An 18,629-nucleotide genomic window follows, 5' to 3' on the forward strand; every position below is an offset into this window, starting at 1 on the left:
CCTTATTTCAGCGGAGAGTTTTTGCGATCGATGCCGTAGCGCTCGATCTCCTTGTAGGAGACCACGGTGGATTTGCCCTTCTTGGGGTCGACCAGGGTGACCCGGTCGGTACAGGAGTAGCAGGGATCCAGACTGCCGATGATGAGCGGTGCATCCGCCACGGTATTGCCGCGCAGCATGTAGCGCAGAGCAGGCCAGTTGGCGTAGGTGGCGGCGCGGCAGCGCCAGCGGAACAGCTTCTGGTTGTCCCCGGTCATGCTCCAGTGGACGTTCTCGCCGCGGGGCGCCTCGGTAAAGCCCAGCGCAAACTTGCCCGGCTGGTAGGTGAAGCCTTCGGTCAAAAGCGGTCCCTCCGGCAGGTGTTCCAGGCCAAACTCAATCATGTCGAGGGAGTCGTAGAGCTCGTGGATGCGTACCAGCACCCGGGATTGCACATCGCAACCCGCCTTGGTCTGGATCTCCATCGGCAGCTCGCGGTAGCCGGCAAAATCGTGGACCCGGCGCACGTCGCGCTTGAAGCCGCTCGCCCGCACCATGGGGCCGACGCAGCTGAAATCGCGGGCAATTTGCGGCTCGAGCTTGCCGATACCGATGAGGCGGGAGGAGATGTTGGCGGTATCCAGCAGCATGGCCACCAGGGGTTTGAGCTCATCACGGAGCTCGCGCACCAGCTGGGCACCCTTGATGCGATCTTCCTTGAAGATGTCGCGGCGTACCCCGCCAATCAGGTTGAGGCCGTAGGTCTTGCGGGCGCCGGTCAGCAGCTCGGCCAGGGTCATGGACTTTTCCCGCACCCGGAAGAACTGCATAAAGCCGGTGTCGAAACCGGTGAAGTGGCTCGACAGGCCGATGTTGAGGATATGGCTGTGCAGGCGCTCCACCTCCAGCAGCACGGCGCGGATCATCTTGGCCCGCTCCGGCACCGGAATGCCCATGGCGTTCTCTACCGAGGTGGTGTAGGCGACGCTGTGGGTAAATCCGCAGATGCCGCAGACCCGGTCGGTCAGAAACGCCACTTCGTTGTAGCCCATGCGGGTTTCCGCCAGCTTCTCCATGCCGCGATGGACATAGAAGAGGCGGTAGTCGGCATCGATGATGTCTTCCCCATCGACGAACAGACGAAAGTGACCCGGTTCGTCCGAGGTGATGTGCAGCGGGCCGACCGGCACGATGCGGTTGGCATCACTGCCCAGCTCGTTGACGAAGGGGTAGGTCTCGGTGTCGGTGGTGGGCATCGGGCGCTGGCGATAATCCATGGCGTCCTTGCGCAGGGGGTGGATATCCTCCGGCCAGTCGTCCGGCAGTACCAGACGGCGTTCGTCTGGCAGTCCAATGGCGCGCAGGCCGTACATGTCGCGGATCTCCCGCTCGCCCCACACCGCCGCCGGAATGGTCGGGGTGATGGAGGGGTACTCCTGGGTATCGGCATCTACCAGCACCTTGACGGTGATCCAGCACTTGGTGTCGCCCTCCATGGAGAAGACGTGGTAGACGGCGAAGTGGCCGGTGAGGCTGCGCTCGTCATTGGCAAAGGAGAGGGGAAGCCAGCCCCCCAGCTGATGGAAGATCAGGCTGGCGGTCTCGACCAGACTGGTGGGTTTGACGGTAATGGTGGCCTGATCGGCGGTTTGCCACTCCTCGTCGACGATGGCGTGGGGTAGTTGTGCTCGCACCTGCTGGATGTAGTCGCAGCCGATGCGATCCGAAATGGCGATGGTCATGCAGTTCTCACTTTATGTTCGGGATTGAGCATTCGAAAATGATGAAATCGGAAAAAGTTGCTGTGCTGGCGGGCATGATTCAGATCCCGACCAGATAGGCGAGCAGCGCCAGCAGAGCCAGTCCCAACCCGTAGCGGGTGAGCTTGTGGGTGCGCACGAACTGGGTACGGGCCATGGCGTTTTCGATGATGCCAGCCAGCAAAAAGGCCACCAGCAGCTTGCAGGCGAGGATCAGTGCCGCGCCGATGAGCGCAGGCAGGCTCCAGTTCGCTGCCTTGCCGAAGGGGAGGAAGATCACCAGAAAGAGCTGCACCACCACCAGCTGCTTGAGGCCGATGGAGAGCTTGAGCAGGGCCAGGCCCGCACCGGAATACTCGGTGAGCGGCCCCTCCTGCAGCTCCTGCTCGGCTTCGGCGCAGTCAAAGGGCAGCTTGCCCATCTCGACAAACACCGCGAAGGCGCAGGCGGCGCCAGCCAGCAGGGTGGCAACCGGCGCGGCCAGCGGCTGGGTCGCGACATAGCGGCTGATGTTGCCCAGATCCGAGCTGCCCACCATCATCGCCATGATGAAGCAGGCGAGCACCAGAATGGGCTCCACCAGAATGCCGAGGGTCAGCTCGCGGCGGGCACCAATACCTGCAAACATGCTGCCGCTGTCGAGCCCCGCCAGCGAAAAGAAGAATCGGAAGATGGCGAACAGATAGATATCGGTGATGAGATCCCCGGCGATGGGGAAGGGAGACTCGTGAGTCAGGGTCGGCAGCGCCATCCCCACCAGCAAGAGGGCGGCGATGAGCAGCGCAGGCATCAGGTTGAAGATGATGCCGGCAGGCTCGGGGGTCACCTCCTGACGGCGCAGGAGCTTGGCAATATCCCGGTAATCCTGCAGCAGGCCCGGCCCCTGACGGGAGTGCATCTTGGCCCGCAGCACCCGGTTGAAACCGGTGGCGAGCGGCGCCAGCGCCAGCATGGCGATGGCCTGGGTCAGGGCGAGGGCAACCATGCCCCAGCTCGGCATTTCAAGAACAGGCATATCAGACTCCTACAGCCATCAGGATAAAGAGCGCCAGCACAAGGCCGTGCAGCAGCCAGCCGGTCATTCCGCTGGTATCGCTCACCCCGTGCAGGGCGCTGGCCAGATCGAGCTGGGGCTGCTTGCGATAGAGCGGCGCGCAGAGTTGGCGCAAGGTGTGGGTGATACCGCCCGAGGTGAGGCTCATGCGCTCCTCATAGGCGTAACCGCAGGCCCACGGCGTGCCAGCGTGACGACGACCCAGCTTGGGCCCCTTGAAGATGGCCAGTACCAGCAGCGGAATGAGGAACAGCCCCAGCAGGGTGATGGCGATAACGGGTGGGGAGAGGATCGCTTGGCTGCTATCGAGCGGCAGCAGGGTGGCGCCGGTGGCCACGTTCATCTGGCTGTTGACCAAGGCTTGGCCATAGCTGGCGATATGGGGGGCAATCCAGGGGGCGCCCAGACCCAGTACCAGACAGACGGCGGCCAGCAGCAGGGTGCCTGCCACCATGGCATTGGGTACTTCGCGGGCGTGGCTCGCCTTCTCGCTGCGAGGTGCGCCGCAGAAGCAGATGCCATACACCTTGACGAAACACATCACCGCCATGGCGCCGGTAACCGCCAGCATCACTACCGCGAGCGGCGCAACGACAGAGGTGCCGAGTTTGGTCATGGAAAGGAGCGACTGATAGATAAACCACTCGCTGACAAAGCCGTTGAGCGGCGGCAGCGCCGAGATGGCCATGGCACCGATGAGGAACGCCAGCGCAGTCCAGGGCATCAGCTTGGCCAGCCCCCCCATCTTGTCCATGTCGCGGGTGTGCAGGCGGAACATCACAGAGCCGGTGCCCATAAAGAGCAGGCTCTTGAAGATGGCGTGATTGAGCAGGTGATAAAGCGCGCCGAGTAGCCCCAGCACTACCAGCGCCGGTTGCTGGTTGGCGATACCGATCATGCCGATCCCCATCCCCATCAGGATGATGCCGATGTTCTCCACCGTGTGGTAGGCGAGCAGCCGCTTGAGGTCGTGCTCGGCCAGCGCAAACAGCACCCCGAGCACCGCCGAGCAGGCGCCGAAGATCAGTACCACATAGCCCCACCAGAGCTGGCTGGCGCCGAGAAAATCGATGCTGACTCGCAAGATGCCAAAGAGACCCAGCTTCACCATCACGCCGGACATCAGCGCCGAGATATGGGACGGCGCAACGGGCTCGGCCACCGGCAGCCAGCCGTGCAGCGGCACGAAACCGGCGCGCAGGCCAAAGCCGCAGAAGCTGAGCAGAAACACCAGCGAGGCCAGGGCGCCCGCCAGATGGTGCTCGCGCAGCGCGGCGAACTCCAGCGAGCCGCTTTCGCGGCAGAGCAGCCAGAAGGCGATCAGCACCAGTGCCATGCCGATATGGTTCATCACCAAGTAAAGCCGGCTCTGTTTGGCGGCCTCGGGGTTGGTCTTGACCAGCCAGTAGGTGGTGAGGGTCACCAGCTCGTAGCAGAGCAAGAAACCGAGCGCGTTGTCGGCCAGCACCATGCCCACCATAGCAAAGAGGAAGAGGTTCATCAGCGCGCCGATGGCCACATCCCCCTTGCCCTGATATTCGCGGATATAGGCAAAGGAGTAGAGGGCGACGGCGACGCCGACGGTGCTAATCACCAGCAGCATCAGCGCGGCCAGCATATCGAGGTGCACCGAGCCCAGCAGCCAGAGCTGGCCGTCGACGGGGGTGCCTTGGGCAAAGATCTGGATGGCGGCGACCAGACCCGCGAGTGACCCCAGTAGGGCAAAGCCGCTATTGAGGCGGTTGGCCAGTGCGGGCAGCTTTTGCAGGAGCAAACCGGCGGCAGCGCCCAGCAAAAAGAGCAGGAGCGTAGCCATAACAAGGGGGGACAACATCAGCGAACTCCCTCTGTGGTGGATAAATCGGATGCAGGGAGCGCCGTGGCGGGCGCCGAGAAGGCAGAGGCCCCTTGCGGATTGGTGTCGGCCGCTTGCTGGCGACGGATACGGGCGGCGCGTTCGGTGTCGCCGTCATTGACCAGCTTCAGTGCCTGGGAGGGGCAGGCTCCGACACAGGCCGGGCCTTCGGCGCGAAATTCACACAGGTCGCACTTGACGGCGATGCTGCGCACGCCCGGCTCCCAGCTCAGCAGATCCTCGCCAAAGCAGCGCAGGCCAGCAGAGGTGGAGGGGTTGCTGGAGCGGATGGAGCAGGGGATATAGGTGTCGTAACTGGTGGCCACGGCCACCGGACGGCTGCCACCGCTCTGGATAGCGCCAAACGGGCAGGCCACGGCGCAGAGATTGCAGCCGATGCAGAGCGACTCGTTGAGTTGCACGCAATCACCGGTTTGGCGAATTGCCTCGACCGGGCACACCTTGATGCAGGGGGCATCGTCACAGTGACGGCACTGAACCGGCATGGTCGCCTGCTCGTGTCGCATAACGGTTAAACGGGGGGCTTGCTGCAAACCTTGCGCCTTGTGTACCTCGCTGCAGGCCGCCATACAGGTGCCACAGCCGATACAAAGCTTGGGGTCAGCGATAACGAAGCGGTTCATAGCCTACCTTGTCGTGTCGCGAACGGAGAAAGTAGGGGCTGTTTGGCAAGATACGGGCCAGATTGGTTTTTGCAGAGAAATTGGTTTTAAGTGGTTGTTTTTAAATGAATAAAAATCTTAGCGTAGTTGAGTGAACGCGCTGATATGGCTGTCGAACTGTGACGTTCGTCACTTGTGACGAAGCCGCCAAGAGGGTTCGTCACCTTGGAAAACGCAGCATGAGTAGGGTGCAATGAACGCAGTGAATTGCACCGTTGGCAACATATGGTCGCCGTGGTTTGCTCCCTTCTCCCCTCGCGGGAGAAGGGTTGGGGATGAGGGGGAAAGTCAGCCATATGGTCGCGGTGCACGGCGCTGCGCTTGTTGCACCCTACGGTGGGATGTCTGTGGGGGGCGATGTGGTTTGCCCCCTTCTCCCCTGCGGGAGAAGGGCTGGGGATGAGGGGGCCGGTAACCGGGTTAACGGAAACAAGAGAGGGAGGCCAATGCCTCCCTCTCTAATTTGCTGACGTTTTCTATGTCATTAAGAGGCCATCAACCCGCCATCAAATATCCACCTGGGATCCAAGTTCGATGACCCGGTTGGGCGGGATCTCGAACTGATCCGGCGCGCGCAGGGCGTTGCGCTGCAGCAGCATAAAGAGCTTGCCGCGCAGATAGAGATACCAGGGGCGGTCTTTCATGATGAGCGACTCGTGGGCCATAAAGAACGAGGTCTCCATCATCCGGCAGCTGAGCCCCTCGGCGTTGCAGCGGTGGAAGATCTCCTCCACGTTCGGAGTCTCACGCCAGCCGTAGCTGGCTACCACCCGCCAGAAGGTGGGGGAGAGCTGCTCGATGCAGACCCGGCGCACATTGTGGACGTAAGGCACCTCTTCCACCCGCAGGGTGAGCAGGATGATCCGCTCGTGCAGCACCTTGTTGTGCTTGAGGTTATGCAGGAGCGCATGGGGGATCACATTGACCACCCGCGACATATAGACGGCAGTACCGGCCACCCGGGTCGGCGGGGATTTCTCCAGCGAGGCGATCATCGGCTCAAGGGAGTTGCCGTGCTCGTTCAGGCGACGAATAAGCTGGAAACGCTCGCTCTTCCAGCTGGTCATCACGGTGAACATCACCGCGCCCAGGGTGAGCGGCAGCCAGCCGCCGGAGAAGATCTTGGCGAGGTTGGCGGCAAACAGCGGCACGTCGATACAGAGCAGCGCGGCAAACAGGATGGCCACCAGATACTTGTTCCAGTGCCAGCTGTTCTTGGCCACCGAGCAGGAGAGGATGGAGGTGAGCACCATGGTGCCGGTCACCGCGATGCCGTAGGCCGCCGCCAGATTGCTGGAGTGCTCGAAGCTCATGATGACGATCACAACCGAGATATAGAGCATCCAGTTGATGACCGGAATATAGATCTGGCCGGACTCCTGCTCGGAGGTATGAACGATGCGAATGGGGGAGAGATAACCGAGCCGCACTGCCTGCCGGGTCAGCGAAAAGACCCCGGAGATCACTGCCTGCGAGGCGATCACCGTCGCCATGGTTGCCAAGAGCAGCAGTGGCACCAGCGCCCATTTCGGCGCGAGCAGGAAGAAGGGGTTGGCAATGGCGGCGGGGTTACTCAGCAGCAGCGCCCCCTGACCGAAGTAGTTGAGTACCAGCGATGGCAGCACCACGATAAACCAGGCGAGGCGGATTGGATTTTTGCCAAAGTGGCCCATATCCGCGTAGAGCGCCTCCACCCCGGTGATGGCCAGCACCACGGCGCCGAGGGCAAAGAAGGAGGTGGTCTGGTACTGGACAAAGAAGCGCACCGCCCAGATGGGGTTGAGCGCACCCAGCACCTCGGGGTTATGGATGATGCCGCGCAGCCCCAGCACCGCCAGCGTCATAAACCAGATCAGCATGATGGGGGCAAACAGCTTGCCCACCATGGCGGTGCCATGTTTCTGGATGGCAAACAGCAGGGTCAGCACCAGCACCGAGAGGGTGACGATATAGGGGTCGAGGGCGGGGGTGAGAATGCTCAGGCCCTCGATGGCCGACATCACCGACATCGCCGGGGTGATCACCACCTCGCCATAGAAAAAGCTGCCGCCAATCAGGCCGAGGATGATCAGCAGTGGCGTCCAGCGGGTGGAGGCGTTGCGGGTCGCCAGCGACATCAGGGTGAGAATGCCACCCTCGCCGGCGTTATCGGCCCGCATCACAAAGGAGAGGTACTTGACCGACACCACCAGGATCAGCAGCCAGAAGATCAGCGAGAGAAAGCCGAGAATGGAGGCCGGCTCGACACCGAACCCGAATTGACCTGACAGGCACTCGCGCAAGGTATAGAGCGGGCTGGTGCCGATATCGCCATAGACTACGCCAATCGCCGCCAGCATGACGCCGGGAGTGGCTTGTTGTTTATCACAGTTCATGAGTTCGTCTTGTCAGTTTGATGTTTACACGTTTGCCAACGCACAGCTGCCCGACCTACCAGGAGAGTCGTGATATTTAATCGGGAGAGAATTAATGGATTGCGATGGGAAAGGGCGCTAACGGAATAGTGATCTGCTTGTCATGGAACACAGTCTGTTCATCTGTCATTAAGCTTATAATGACACACACTCTGCGGGACTATGCTCAGTTATAAATAATCAAAAGTTCAATTTGAGTAAGAGAATTAATTATCCGGCGATTGAAATGTATGGCGGGGAATCGAGCAACTGTTTGTTTTATCTAGCGAAGTGGTTTGGCTAAAATCTTTTTCCAAAACGGATAATAAATAGACGATAAAGTAATCGCTAATTAAATGCTGGCAGGATGGCAAAGGGGAGGGCATTGGGTAGCAATGGAGTCTTCATTTGGTAGGGGAAAGCTAGGGTGCAATTAACGAAGTAAATTGCACCAAATATTGAATGAAGCAAGAGGTGCAATGCGCTGTGCTTATTGCACCCTACAGTAATTATTACTCTCCATGATAGTGCTTCAATAAAAAATAGCGGTCAGGACTATTTTTAACGCCGCTCACTTTACCGACTATTTCAAATCCCATTTTTTCATAAAATTTGGGAGCCTGAAATGAGAGGGTGTCGACTTGAGCAGCAATACATCCCCGTTTTTTTGCCTCGCGTTCAGCAATCTCCATTAATTGAATGCCGAGCCCCTGTCCTCTCTTGTCATTGTGTACCCAAAGTACTTCGATCAACAGTTGATGATAAATAGTACGTCCGGCAATGCCACCGACAACTTCGTCATTATCATCATGAATGGCAACAATTAAAGGTTGGGAGCGTTCCTTACCCATTTTATCAAAGTTAAATTGTCTAAGGTTATCAACAAGTACATTGAAGATATCATCTTTATGTTCATTATGGATTTTTATATTCATCAAATCTTATTCCATTAAAATGTAATCGTAGGGTGCAATGAACGAAGTGAATTGCACCAAATATTGAAAGAAGCAAGAGGTGCAATGCGCTGTGCTTATTGCACCCTACGGCACTACACCATTAAACTTTAAGTGATGTACATGCTTGAATAAGCTCTTTTCCCATAATCGTTGGATTTATTTTTGTGAATATCTCCCCACCTCCCCAACTGAAAGCGAGTTTAACACACCCAAGACGTACTAGATTTGCCAGTGCCAATTTTACATCATGACTTGGCTCTTCAAGAAGGCTTACATCTTTGTCATTTTTATCATAGACCATAACACTATTGGGTAAGTTTGCTGTTAATATTCCATTGTGTTGAGAATCTTCAAAAGGAATGGAATATATTTTTTGCAAAATATTTGCCTCTAGAGAAGATATTTGAGCGAGTATTTCAATAAATGCCCGCTCGATTTTTATGCCTGTCATCTTATTTGTGCCATTAACTAAAAGGCGAGCCCATAAATCTTGAAGTTCATTGTCTTCCTCCAGCGTTGCATATTCGAATAATGCAACAGCATTTTTTAACGGGATGGGATTATCAGGTGCGGGGAGTCCACTATCAAGTAGAAATTGCTGAGCACGCATCATTAGTCTGATCTGTCTTTCCCATCTAATATAACGTAATTTATCTTCAACAATGTTCTTACATTGTTCCAGGGGGCCAGAGATGAATTTTGATAAAAACCACCAACTTCTTGACTGGCTGTAATAGCGTGGGATGTTGTTTTTGCTACTTCTTGTGTTGCTTTGGCAACTTCTTTTATAGACTCAATGTCGGTACACATCTAAAGGCCTCGAAAATGTAAAAGTACAATTGTTGGTTTTATGCGCCTAGCAATTTCTTAGCGACTTCAAACAACGCTTGCCTACCTTCTTGCGTTTTTAGAATTGCTTTAATCAAACTGATTATTTTATTTCCTGCTGTTTTATACCATATCCCTTTTGGAAATATATCCAAGTCTGATTTAGTTTTATTTATCGCGCTATCGAATTGCTTTTTATCATTGCTTGATATTTCATCGCAAGCTTCCAGTTCTTCAATTCTACGTTTTAACTCATCCAGTTTTTCTTTAAGTACATTAGCTTCAGCTTCAGTAAAATAAGAGTCTGGTTCGTCTATTGTTTCATCAACCTTTTTCTGGAAATTTTGAGTGAACTCATCGATTGTCGATGTATCATTGAATCTAAGGTTGATAAGATCTTCTTTTATATAACCTAACCAGTGCGATATACTTGCTATTGCAGAATCTAAGTCATCATGTGATTTTTGTTCAACGTTTTTATATTGTCCAGGAGACATCTGGCATAGAGTTCTGGGCGTTACATCTGCATTTCTGCTTATATTGGCAAAGTTTATCATCCCAGAGCTCTCATAAATTCTAAATGTATACTCAGGTTTTGCTGAAAATGTCACATTTACCAATGTATTACCATTGTCAGGAAACACAACGGTAAAGTCTTCACGACAAAAATTTTGGCCACCCAAATAACTTATTATCATTGATTTGACCGAGTTTTTTAAAATTGTCATATGCTCACCAATTTAAATCCAACATTATTCGATAATGGGTAGTAAATTTTTAAATTTCCATGTTAACCGGATAGTTAAAAAAATGAAGGGGCAGGGGCCTAAAACCGGCTCTGGCTCAACAAATCAGTCAATAAGTGGCCCATTCTTGTTCGGTTTGACTTGATGATGGTCTGCCAGCTCGATAGCAAAACCAAACAACTTGGCCATCGCCCCAAGCGGCTTTGACATGCTGCACAGCCCATTTTTGGCCCTTGGTATGGCTTTTTCCCGCCGGATATTGTCCCTCCGCTTGCCCGGTTTAGGGCGGCCGAACTTGGTTGCAAACTCCTTTGAACGGCTCTGCCACGCGGTTGGGGCAGGGGTTGGTCAGCCGGTGTCGAGCTCGTCACTTTTGTCGTGTCGATCACACTTCCCAGCCCGTCGTCACCCTCGTCAGGGGTGGCAATTAGCACGTAATTATTTCTAATTACTTCTTTATTTTCAGATGGTTGTGAACTTTTATCGCACCCTTGGCCCGTTTTGGTCTGATAAATGCTTTGTGGGGGCTGGCCGCCTCTTTGCCTGTCGGCGGGCGGCCCGGTGTAACGAACCATTTAGGATCCCTCTCTATGAACAGCTTCGTGATTGCAGATCCCAGTCTCTGTATTGGGTGTCGTACCTGTGAGGTGGCCTGCGCCGTTTCACACCAGTCAGGGTCTTGCAGCGGGACCCTTGAGCGGGAGGGCGGCCTGCATCTTGCCATCGAGGATGGACATCTGGTCTCCAGGGACAGCTACTTTCAGCCGCGCCTGAAGGTGATCGTGGGCAGCAAGGTGACCACGCCGGTGCTTTGCCGCCAGTGTGAAGACAAGCCGTGCGCCATGGCCTGCCCGAACAATGCCATCGTCAGCGAGGATGGTTGCGTCAAGGTGTTGCAGGAGCGCTGCATCGGCTGCAAGTCCTGCGTAGTGGCCTGTCCTTACGGCGCCATGGCGGTGGTGCTCAAAGAGGTGGCCCCCGCTGCCGATTCGCTCTTCAAGCGTCCGCAGACCAAGGCACAGGCGATCAAGTGCGATCTCTGCCGTCACCGCGAGGCGGGCCCGGCCTGTGTCGAGGTGTGCCCGACCCAGGCGCTGCGGCTGGTCACGCCGGAGCATCTTGAAACCCTGAACCGGCAGAAGCAGCTGGCCAGTGCCGAGGCACTGCTGGCTATGCCTGCGCGGGTGTGAGCGGGCTTGCCGAGCCGTTTTTCGTTAACAAACAAGAGTGTGAGTCATGAAAAAAGTCATTACCGTGTGCCCCTATTGCGGCACCGGTTGCAAAATCAACCTGCTGGTTGAAAACGACAAGGTGGTGGGGGCCGAAGGCGCCAACGGCCGGACCAACGAGGGGCAGCTCTGCCTCAAGGGCTATTACGGTTGGGATTTTTTGAACGACACCAACCTGCTGACCCCCCGTCTCAAGAGCCCGATGATCCGCCGCGAGCGCGGTGGCAGGTTCGAGGCCGTCTCCTGGGACGAAGCCATCGAGTTCGCCAGCAGCCGTCTGGCTGCCATCAAGGCGAAATATGGCCCGGACGCCATCATGACCACCGGCTCTGCCCGTGGCCCGGGCAATGAAGCCAACTATGTGATGCAGAAATTTGCCCGTGCGGTGATTGGGACGAACAACGTCGACCACTGCGCGAGGGTGTGACACGCACCCTCAGTCTCCGGTCTGGAGACAACTGTAGGCAACGGCGCCATGAGCAACGCCATTCCCGAAATTCAAGAGACCAAGTGCCTGCTGGTGTTTGGTTACAACGCTGCTGACTCTCACCCCATCGTCGCCCGCCATATTCTCAAGGCGAAGGCAAACGGGGCCAAGGTGATTGTGTGTGATCCCCGCATGGTGGAGACCGCCCGTATCGCCGATCAGTGGCTGCCGCTCAAAAACGGTTCCAACATGGCGCTGGTTAACGCCTTCGCCAACGTGTTGATCAATGAAGGGCTCTACAACAAGGCCTTTGTCGCCAACTACACCGAAGGGTTCGAGACCTTCAAGGCGACGGTGGCCAAGTACACCCCGGAATATGTGGAGGGGATCACTGGCCTCAAAGCCGCCGATATCCGCGCCGCCATTCGCACCTATGCCGAGTCGCCTGCTTCCATGATCCTGTGGGGCATGGGGGTGACCCAGTACGGTCAGGCGGTGGACGTGGTCAAGGGGCTGGCGGGTCTGGCGCTGCTGACCGGCAACTTCGGTCGGCGCGGCACCGGCTGCGGGCCGGTGCGCGGTCAGAACAACGTGCAGGGCACCTGTGACATGGGGATGCTGCCCCACCAGTTCCCGGGCTATCAGTCGGTGGCCGATCCTGCCATCAGCGCCAAGTTTGCCAAGGCGTGGGGCGTGGAGTCACTCTCCCAAAAGCCCGGCTATCGCCTGACGGAGCTTGGCCACAAGGTGGAGGAGGGCAAGTGCAAGGCCTTCTACATCTTCGGTGAAGATCCGGCCCAGACCGAAGCAGATCTCGGTCAGTTCCGCCGTACTCTGGCAGGGATGGAGCTGGTGATCGTGCAGGATATCTTCATGACCCAGACTGCCGAGATGGCGGATGTCATTCTGCCCGCCACCAGCTGGGGCGAGCACGAAGGGGTCTACAGCTCGGCGGATCGCGGCTTCCAGCGCTTCTACAAGGCGGTGACGCCCCCTGAGAACGTGAAACCGGACTGGGCCATCTTCTCGTTGATGGCGACCGCCATGGGGTATCCCATGGAGTACCACAACACCGAAGAGATCTGGGACGAGATGCGTGCGCTCTGCCCGCTCTACGCCGGGGTCAGCTACGACAAGATGGCCGATCTCAAGAGCGTGCAGTGGCCTTGCCCGACCGAGGATCACCCGGGCACCAGCACCCTGTTCGAGGGGAATGTGTTCACCACCCCGAGTGGCAAGGGTCAGCTGATTGCCTCCGAGTGGCGGCCGCCGCTGGAGCAGCCCTGTGCCGAGTACCCGCTGGTGCTCTCCACCGTGCGCGAGGTGGGTCACTACTCCTGCCGCTCCATGACCGGCAACTGCTCGGCGCTGCAAACCCTGGCCGATGAGCCCGGCTATGTGCAGATCCACCCGAGCGATGCCAAAAAGCTCGGGGTGAAGGATCAGGCGCTGGTCTGGATCTCGTCGCGCCGTGGCAAGGTGATCACCCGGGCCAACTACAACGACCGGGTCAACGCCGGGGTGGTCTACATGACCTACCAGTGGTGGATCGGGGCCTGTAACGAGCTCACTATCGAGCACGTCGATCCCGTCTCCCACACGCCGGAGTACAAGTACTGCGCGGTGAAGATCGAGCGTATCGACAATCAGCCTGAGGCGGAAGTGTACGTCCAGACTGAATACAGCGCGCTCAAGGCGAAATTGCGCAGCGCAGCCAAAGGCTGATCGCCCTAAAAAAGAGGTTCTGCACAAATAAGGGAACTCGACTCGGATTTATCGAGTCGGGCACCCTTTTATTACCCAAAAAAAGGGGAGTAAATGATGCAACATGAAATTGGTCGCTTATTCGGACTTTTCTATATTGGCACCTATCTGGCGGCGATATTGCTGGGAATAGGTTGCTATATTTGGCGCGACGAGATGATATTTCTGCTCGGCTTCGGTTTTTTCGGCTGTTTTATGGCAGCAAGGCTTGCCATGAGCAGCGTATTTTCCGCCTTGAGTATTTCCAGTGCCTGGCTGATCGGGTTTATCTCCACCACCTTGATCAACAGCCTGCTGTTGGGGGTGATCACCCTGCTGATCTACCTCACTCACCAGAGCGTCACCGCTGAGCTTGCCGACAACGCCAGCTGGCTGCTGATGGCCTTCCAGAGCCTGTCAGCCCTCTTTATCTTCGGTGGCCTGAAGTGCTGCCACAGCCGGATCATCACTTCGTAAATTGCCGATGGATGGGTTGCAAACGCCATCTTGAATCTCGCAGCCAGCGAAGAGGAGAGGCAGATCTGACAGTTGACGGCGGCCCACTTTTCGGGCGCCTTAATTGAGATCAAGAACTGATGAAATAACCGGTTAAATATGGCCATCAGATATATTAAATCGGATTGTAATGAAATTTGAGCTCATCTATGATGAGTCGCCATTCCAATATATCCCCCGATAACGATGTTACTTTTTGTTGTCGTTCGTTAATAACAACTCTGGAATTGCAACATGCGACAATTTTCGTCACCGCTTTTCTTATTGGCAGCCGTTTTTACGGGCTGTGGCTATTTATTTTGGTGACGGGTGCTTGTCGTGATGCGATGGCATGGACAGCCTGACTGGTGACTAAATCGATATAACGTGAGGCCGCAATGCTAAATGTGAGTGCCATCCCCCTGGACGAGATCTCTCCCATCTGGGACGACGGTTTCCTCCTGCTCTCCAAATCCCTCCTGTCGGCCGTGACGCTCGATGACTTTATCCACAAACTCAACAAGATAGATGCCAGCTTCGGCGGCGTGACCCGGGTCAACCTGATCCTCAACATGGGTGCGGACGAGGAGGCCATCTTCTACTTCATGGGACATTCCGGCCCAAAGCATCTGGTCTGCCCCAAGGCAGAGCTGCACCTCTCCCCCCGTCCTACCAAAGAGACCCCGGAACAGGCCATCATTCTCGCTGCCGCCCGCTTTGAGAATCGCTGCCCGGCGCTGGATCGCGAAGGGGTCTACGGGGGGCTGCGCTCCTACTGCCAGCTCCCCATCACCACCGCCCGCAGCCATCTGGGCGGGGTCGAGTTTATCAACACCCAGCTCGACAGTTTCACCATGGAGACCCTCGCCAAACTGACCCAGCTGGCGGCCATTATCGCCATTGCGCTGGAGAACGTGCTCGACAAGGAGCGCACCCTGGAGCAGGCCAACTCCCTGCGTCTTGAGCGCGACAGCTGCAAAATTCTGGTGGATGTGACCAATGCAGTGATTAAATTAGTGCGCATCGCCGAGCTGCCCAAGAGCCTGTTTGCCATCCTGCACCACCACTTTGGCATCAGCAGCTTGTGTCTGGCGGAGTACAACGCCACCTCCGACAGCTTCAAGAGCTATCTGGTCAATCAGCACCAGAGCGATCAGCCGGGCATCATCGACCACTCCTGTTTCGAAAAGAAGTGCCTGCAGGGGGCCCTTGGTCATAGCGAGCCGTTTTTTGTCTATCGCGAACACGGCCACGGCTGCAGCAATCGCTGCCGCTTTACCTCCCAGATCCTGCCGCCCGAGGCTGACAGCTCCTGCATTTTGCCGCTGCGCTATCGGGGCAACCTGCTGGGGGTGCTGATCCTCTCGCACCCCAACGCCGACTTCTTTGCCGATATCGATATCTCCTTGCTGGAGCAGGTGGCGGCGCGCACAGCCATTGCCATGAACAACGTGCAGGCTCAGCAGGAGATCTCCAACACCAACGGCGCAAAAGAGAAGACCATTCGCATCAACGAGCCCCAGATGCAGGGGGAGTTCCCCCACATCATCTACCAGAGCGCGGTGATGGAGAGCGTACTGGAGAAGGTGCGACTTGTGGCCGAGAGCGACAGTACCGTGCTGATCCTCGGCGAGACCGGCACCGGCAAGGAGCTGATCGCCCAGGCCATTCACGCCCTGAGTGCCCGCCACGACCACGAGATGGTGAAGGTGAACTGCGCCGCCATTCCCACCGGCCTTATCGAGAGCGATCTCTTTGGCCACGAGAAGGGGGCCTTTACCGGCGCTCTGACCCAGCGCATCGGCCGCTTCGAGCGGGCCCACAAAGGCACCCTGTTCCTCGACGAAGTGGGGGATATGCCGCTGGACTTGCAGCCCAAACTCTTACGGGTATTGCAGGAGCACGAGCTGGAGCGGGTGGGCAACAGCAACCCCATCGCGGTGGATGTGCGGCTGGTGGCCGCCACCAACTGCGATCTGCTCTCAATGGTCAAGAACAAGCGTTTCAGAAGCGATCTCTACTACCGCCTCAATGTCTTTCCCATCGAGCTGCCGCCCCTGCGGGAGCGGCGCGAGGACATTCCGCTCTTGGTCAATTTCTTTATCAAGAAGATCGCCAAGCGGATGCGCCGCACCATCACCTCGATCCCCGCCGATGCCATGAAGATGCTGGTGTCGCTGCCCTGGTACGGCAATATCCGCGAGCTGGAGAACGTCATCGAGCGCGCCGTGGTGATGACCCGCGGCCATGTGCTCAACCTCTCGCCCGATGAGCTGATGCCCCTCAAGGGTTACCACAAGATTGAGACTCTGGTCTATGACGAGCCCGCCACGCCGCTCTTTGCCGAGGAGGGGCCGATTGATGAGCGCGAGGCGATCATCGCCGCCCTGCGTGACTGCAACGGCATCGTCGCTGGCGAGCGGGGGGCGGCCAACCGTCTCGGCATGAAGCGCACCACCTTGCTTTCGAAAATGAAGCGGCTCGGCATCTCGGCCAGAGATCCCGAGATCATTGACGGGGTCGCACCATGAGAGAGCTACTTGAGCTGGAGGCGCAGAACGAACTGGCACGCTGCGCCATCCATCGCGAGGTGGTGCACTACCGCGACGATACCTTGACCTGCGACAGCGAGATGGCGCTCCCCTCCGAGACGCCGGTGGCGCTGGTCTACAACGGCATCGCTCACAGCGTGATGATGTGTTCGGCCTCCGATCTTGAGGATTTTGCCATCGGCTTTTCGCTATCCGAGGGGATCATCGACAGCCTGCTCGATATCCACGACATCGAGCAGACTGACGGCTGTCAGGGGATTGAGCTGCATATCACCCTGGCCAATCGCTGCGTTTATCGCCTCAAAGAGAAGCGGCGCACCCTTGCGGGGCGCACCGGTTGCGGCATCTGCGGCAGCGAGAGTCTGGATCAGGTGATCCGTACCCAACCAAGCTTGCCCGATAGTCAGCGTCTGGCGGTAGGGCATATCGACAAGGTATTGACCGCGTTGCGCCCGCTCCAGCTGCTGGGCCAGCGCACCGGCGCCACCCATGCGGCAGTGCATCTGGATGGTGAGGGCAATATTCTCGCCATCCGCGAAGATGTGGGGCGCCATATTGCGCTGGACAAGCTGGTGGGCCATCTGTGCCGCACGGGCCGCCGTGATGGTGCCATTCTGGTGACCAGCCGCGCCAGCTTCGAAATGGTGCAAAAGTGCGCCAGCGCCGGAGTGGAAATATTGCTCGCCATCTCCGCCGCCACCGAGCTTGCGGTCGAGCGGGCCGAGCAGACCGGGCTGACGCTGGTGGGCTTTTGCCGCCCTGGGCGGGCCGAGATCTACAGCGGCTGCCAGCGCATTCTGCTCAAGTAATGGCAAGGCCGCAAACCCGCTAAACGGGTCACGAAAACAGGCAATGAAAAAGGCTATGTCCCAATTACGTGTTGAAAGGCTAATCTTGAAGTAGGCCATCACCTTGAGGTCTACCATCATGGGGATACCCCAGCCTTTCAACACCTGTTGTCCCTCTTTCCCCAGTTAACCCTGCGCCAGCGCCGTGTTGCCCAGCAGGAACTCACTGCGCCCCACACCATTACCTCGCTCAATACCCAGTTACCTGCATGCAGTGGATGCCCACATTGTCAGGCAGATGTCGCCCAGCTGGCGCCTTGGGGATGGAGTCGGGGACTACGCCGCTACCGTTGCAAACAGTGTCTGCGCACCAGCACCGTTCTGACCAAAACGCCTCTGGCCAGGTTGCGTAAAGCACAGTGCTGGGAAGACTACGCGCAAGCCATCATCGAAGGGCTGACCGTCCGCCAGGCAGCGCGGCGCTGTGGGGTCAGCAAAAATACCGCCTTCCTCTGGCGTCACCGCTTCTTGCGTGCCATGGCAGGCCATCAAGCCACACGGGAAGAGGGCATCGTTGAGGTTGATGAGACCTTTTTCCTTGAATCGTTCAAGGGGCAACGGGGGCTGCCGCGTCCGGCACGGCATCGCGGTGGTAAAGGGCGAACCCGTGGAACCGGGCCGGATTACATCCCGGTGATGGTGGTACAAGACCGTGCAGGCCACCATGCAGATTTTCAGCTGGAGCAGATGAATGCCGAGACGGTCATCGCGGTGTTGAAGCCGCTGGTGTCACCGGATGCGGTGCTGTGTAGCGATGGTGCGGGTGTGTATGCCTGTTTCAGCAAAAAGCAGGGCGTAACCCATCAGGTGGTGCACAATCGCCAAGGCGAACGGGTGGTCGGTGCGTATCACATTCAACACGTGAACGGGTATCACCATCGGTTGAAAGAGTGGATGGAGCGCTTCCATGGCGTGGCGACGCACTACCTGAAGAACTACCTGGGTTGGCGCAGAATGCTGGAGCGTTACGGGAGGGGCGTAAATATCAAAGCATGTTTGCATGAGGCGCTGGGGCGCCCCATGCAACACGTAATTGGGACATAGCCATGAAAAAGGGCGGGGAGTGTGACTCCCCGCCCTT

General features: G+C 57.3%; 15 protein-coding genes. 6 read left to right on the forward strand and 9 right to left on the reverse strand.

Annotated features, from left to right (window positions below):
- Positions 1 to 2 precede the first annotated feature (2 nt).
- The 9 genes from WBR25_RS09320 to WBR25_RS09360 all read right to left on the reverse strand — a co-directional run bounded on the left by WBR25_RS09320 (position 3) and on the right by WBR25_RS09360 (position 10,236).
- Positions 3 to 1,721: a hydrogenase large subunit gene (locus WBR25_RS09320; RefSeq protein WP_479749728.1), complete on the reverse strand. Its 1,719-nt coding sequence runs from the start codon at positions 1,719 to 1,721 to the stop codon at positions 3 to 5.
- A gap of 79 nt (positions 1,722 to 1,800) precedes the next feature.
- Complete coding sequence (locus WBR25_RS09325) at positions 1,801 to 2,754, reverse strand: respiratory chain complex I subunit 1 family protein (RefSeq protein ID WP_479749729.1); 954 nt, start codon at positions 2,752 to 2,754, stop codon at positions 1,801 to 1,803.
- Position 2,755: 1 nt separating this feature from the next.
- Positions 2,756 to 4,627 carry a hydrogenase 4 subunit B gene (gene hyfB, locus WBR25_RS09330; protein ID WP_479749730.1) on the reverse strand — a complete coding sequence of 624 codons (1,872 nt, stop codon included), beginning with the start codon at positions 4,625 to 4,627 and terminating at the stop codon, positions 2,756 to 2,758.
- Entirely contained in the window at positions 4,627 to 5,292 is a 666-nt protein-coding gene (locus WBR25_RS09335) for a 4Fe-4S dicluster domain-containing protein (RefSeq protein WP_139411686.1), read from the reverse strand. Before WBR25_RS09335 ends, hyfB begins: the two co-directional genes overlap by 1 nt.
- 545 nt (positions 5,293 to 5,837) lie before the next feature.
- Entirely contained in the window at positions 5,838 to 7,706 is a 1,869-nt protein-coding gene (kup, locus tag WBR25_RS09340; protein WP_216948705.1) for a low affinity potassium transporter Kup, read from the reverse strand.
- 530 nt (positions 7,707 to 8,236) lie between these two features.
- The gene (locus WBR25_RS09345) at positions 8,237 to 8,659 is read right to left on the reverse strand and encodes a GNAT family N-acetyltransferase (RefSeq protein WP_479749731.1); all 423 of its coding nucleotides are present in this window, start codon (positions 8,657 to 8,659) and stop codon (positions 8,237 to 8,239) included.
- Between the two features lie 121 nt (positions 8,660 to 8,780).
- Positions 8,781 to 9,293, reverse strand: coding sequence for an Abi-alpha family protein (locus WBR25_RS09350; protein ID WP_479749732.1), 513 nt, complete (start codon positions 9,291 to 9,293; stop codon positions 8,781 to 8,783).
- Positions 9,293 to 9,490: a hypothetical protein gene (locus WBR25_RS09355; RefSeq protein ID WP_479749733.1), complete on the reverse strand. Its 198-nt coding sequence runs from the start codon at positions 9,488 to 9,490 to the stop codon at positions 9,293 to 9,295. The genes WBR25_RS09350 and WBR25_RS09355 overlap by 1 nt, the downstream gene beginning before the upstream one ends.
- A gap of 38 nt (positions 9,491 to 9,528) precedes the next feature.
- Entirely contained in the window at positions 9,529 to 10,236 is a 708-nt protein-coding gene (locus tag WBR25_RS09360) for a hypothetical protein (protein WP_479749734.1), read from the reverse strand.
- Between the two features lie 608 nt (positions 10,237 to 10,844).
- Between WBR25_RS09360 and WBR25_RS09365 the strand changes: the two genes are divergently transcribed.
- From WBR25_RS09365 to WBR25_RS09390, 6 genes are all read left to right on the forward strand, one after another.
- On the forward strand, positions 10,845 to 11,444 hold the full coding sequence (locus WBR25_RS09365; RefSeq protein ID WP_479749735.1) for a 4Fe-4S dicluster domain-containing protein: 600 nt from the start codon (positions 10,845 to 10,847) through the stop codon (positions 11,442 to 11,444).
- Between the two features lie 46 nt (positions 11,445 to 11,490).
- Positions 11,491 to 13,635 carry a formate dehydrogenase subunit alpha gene (fdhF, locus tag WBR25_RS09370; protein ID WP_479749736.1) on the forward strand — a complete coding sequence of 715 codons (2,145 nt, stop codon included), beginning with the start codon at positions 11,491 to 11,493 and terminating at the stop codon, positions 13,633 to 13,635.
- A 252-nt stretch (positions 13,636 to 13,887) separates the two neighbouring features.
- Positions 13,888 to 14,130 (forward strand): hypothetical protein, encoded by a 243-nt coding sequence (locus tag WBR25_RS09375; RefSeq protein ID WP_374842017.1) that lies wholly within the window; start codon positions 13,888 to 13,890, stop codon positions 14,128 to 14,130.
- 416 nt (positions 14,131 to 14,546) lie between these two features.
- Positions 14,547 to 16,679: a sigma 54-interacting transcriptional regulator gene (locus tag WBR25_RS09380; protein WP_110303107.1), complete on the forward strand. Its 2,133-nt coding sequence runs from the start codon at positions 14,547 to 14,549 to the stop codon at positions 16,677 to 16,679.
- Positions 16,676 to 17,509 carry a formate dehydrogenase accessory sulfurtransferase FdhD gene (gene fdhD / locus WBR25_RS09385; protein WP_479749737.1) on the forward strand — a complete coding sequence of 278 codons (834 nt, stop codon included), beginning with the start codon at positions 16,676 to 16,678 and terminating at the stop codon, positions 17,507 to 17,509. Before WBR25_RS09380 ends, fdhD begins: the two co-directional genes overlap by 4 nt.
- Before the next feature lie 144 nt (positions 17,510 to 17,653).
- Positions 17,654 to 18,592: an IS1595 family transposase gene (locus WBR25_RS09390; RefSeq protein WP_479749900.1), complete on the forward strand. Its 939-nt coding sequence runs from the start codon at positions 17,654 to 17,656 to the stop codon at positions 18,590 to 18,592.
- Positions 18,593 to 18,629 lie beyond the last annotated feature (37 nt).

It is taken from the genome of Aeromonas sp. MTB, assembly GCF_056632455.1.

What these genes read in the sequence shown, in the direction of transcription:
- WBR25_RS09320 (WP_479749728.1), bottom strand. Translation starts at nt 1,721, where the DNA reads ATGACCATCGCCATTTCGGATCGCATCGGCTGCGACTACATCCAGCAG.
- WBR25_RS09325 (WP_479749729.1), bottom strand. Translation starts at nt 2,754, where the DNA reads ATGCCTGTTCTTGAAATGCCGAGCTGGGGCATGGTTGCCCTCGCCCTG.
- hyfB (WP_479749730.1), bottom strand. Translation starts at nt 4,627, where the DNA reads ATGTTGTCCCCCCTTGTTATGGCTACGCTCCTGCTCTTTTTGCTGGGC.
- WBR25_RS09335 (WP_139411686.1), bottom strand. Translation starts at nt 5,292, where the DNA reads ATGAACCGCTTCGTTATCGCTGACCCCAAGCTTTGTATCGGCTGTGGC.
- kup (WP_216948705.1), bottom strand. Translation starts at nt 7,706, where the DNA reads ATGAACTGTGATAAACAACAAGCCACTCCCGGCGTCATGCTGGCGGCG.
- WBR25_RS09345 (WP_479749731.1), bottom strand. Translation starts at nt 8,659, where the DNA reads ATGAATATAAAAATCCATAATGAACATAAAGATGATATCTTCAATGTA.
- WBR25_RS09350 (WP_479749732.1), bottom strand. Translation starts at nt 9,293, where the DNA reads ATGATGCGTGCTCAGCAATTTCTACTTGATAGTGGACTCCCCGCACCT.
- WBR25_RS09355 (WP_479749733.1), bottom strand. Translation starts at nt 9,490, where the DNA reads ATGTGTACCGACATTGAGTCTATAAAAGAAGTTGCCAAAGCAACACAA.
- WBR25_RS09360 (WP_479749734.1), bottom strand. Translation starts at nt 10,236, where the DNA reads ATGACAATTTTAAAAAACTCGGTCAAATCAATGATAATAAGTTATTTG.
- WBR25_RS09365 (WP_479749735.1), top strand. Translation starts at nt 10,845, where the DNA reads ATGAACAGCTTCGTGATTGCAGATCCCAGTCTCTGTATTGGGTGTCGT.
- WBR25_RS09375 (WP_374842017.1), top strand. Translation starts at nt 13,888, where the DNA reads ATGAGCAGCGTATTTTCCGCCTTGAGTATTTCCAGTGCCTGGCTGATC.
- WBR25_RS09380 (WP_110303107.1), top strand. Translation starts at nt 14,547, where the DNA reads ATGCTAAATGTGAGTGCCATCCCCCTGGACGAGATCTCTCCCATCTGG.
- fdhD (WP_479749737.1), top strand. Translation starts at nt 16,676, where the DNA reads ATGAGAGAGCTACTTGAGCTGGAGGCGCAGAACGAACTGGCACGCTGC.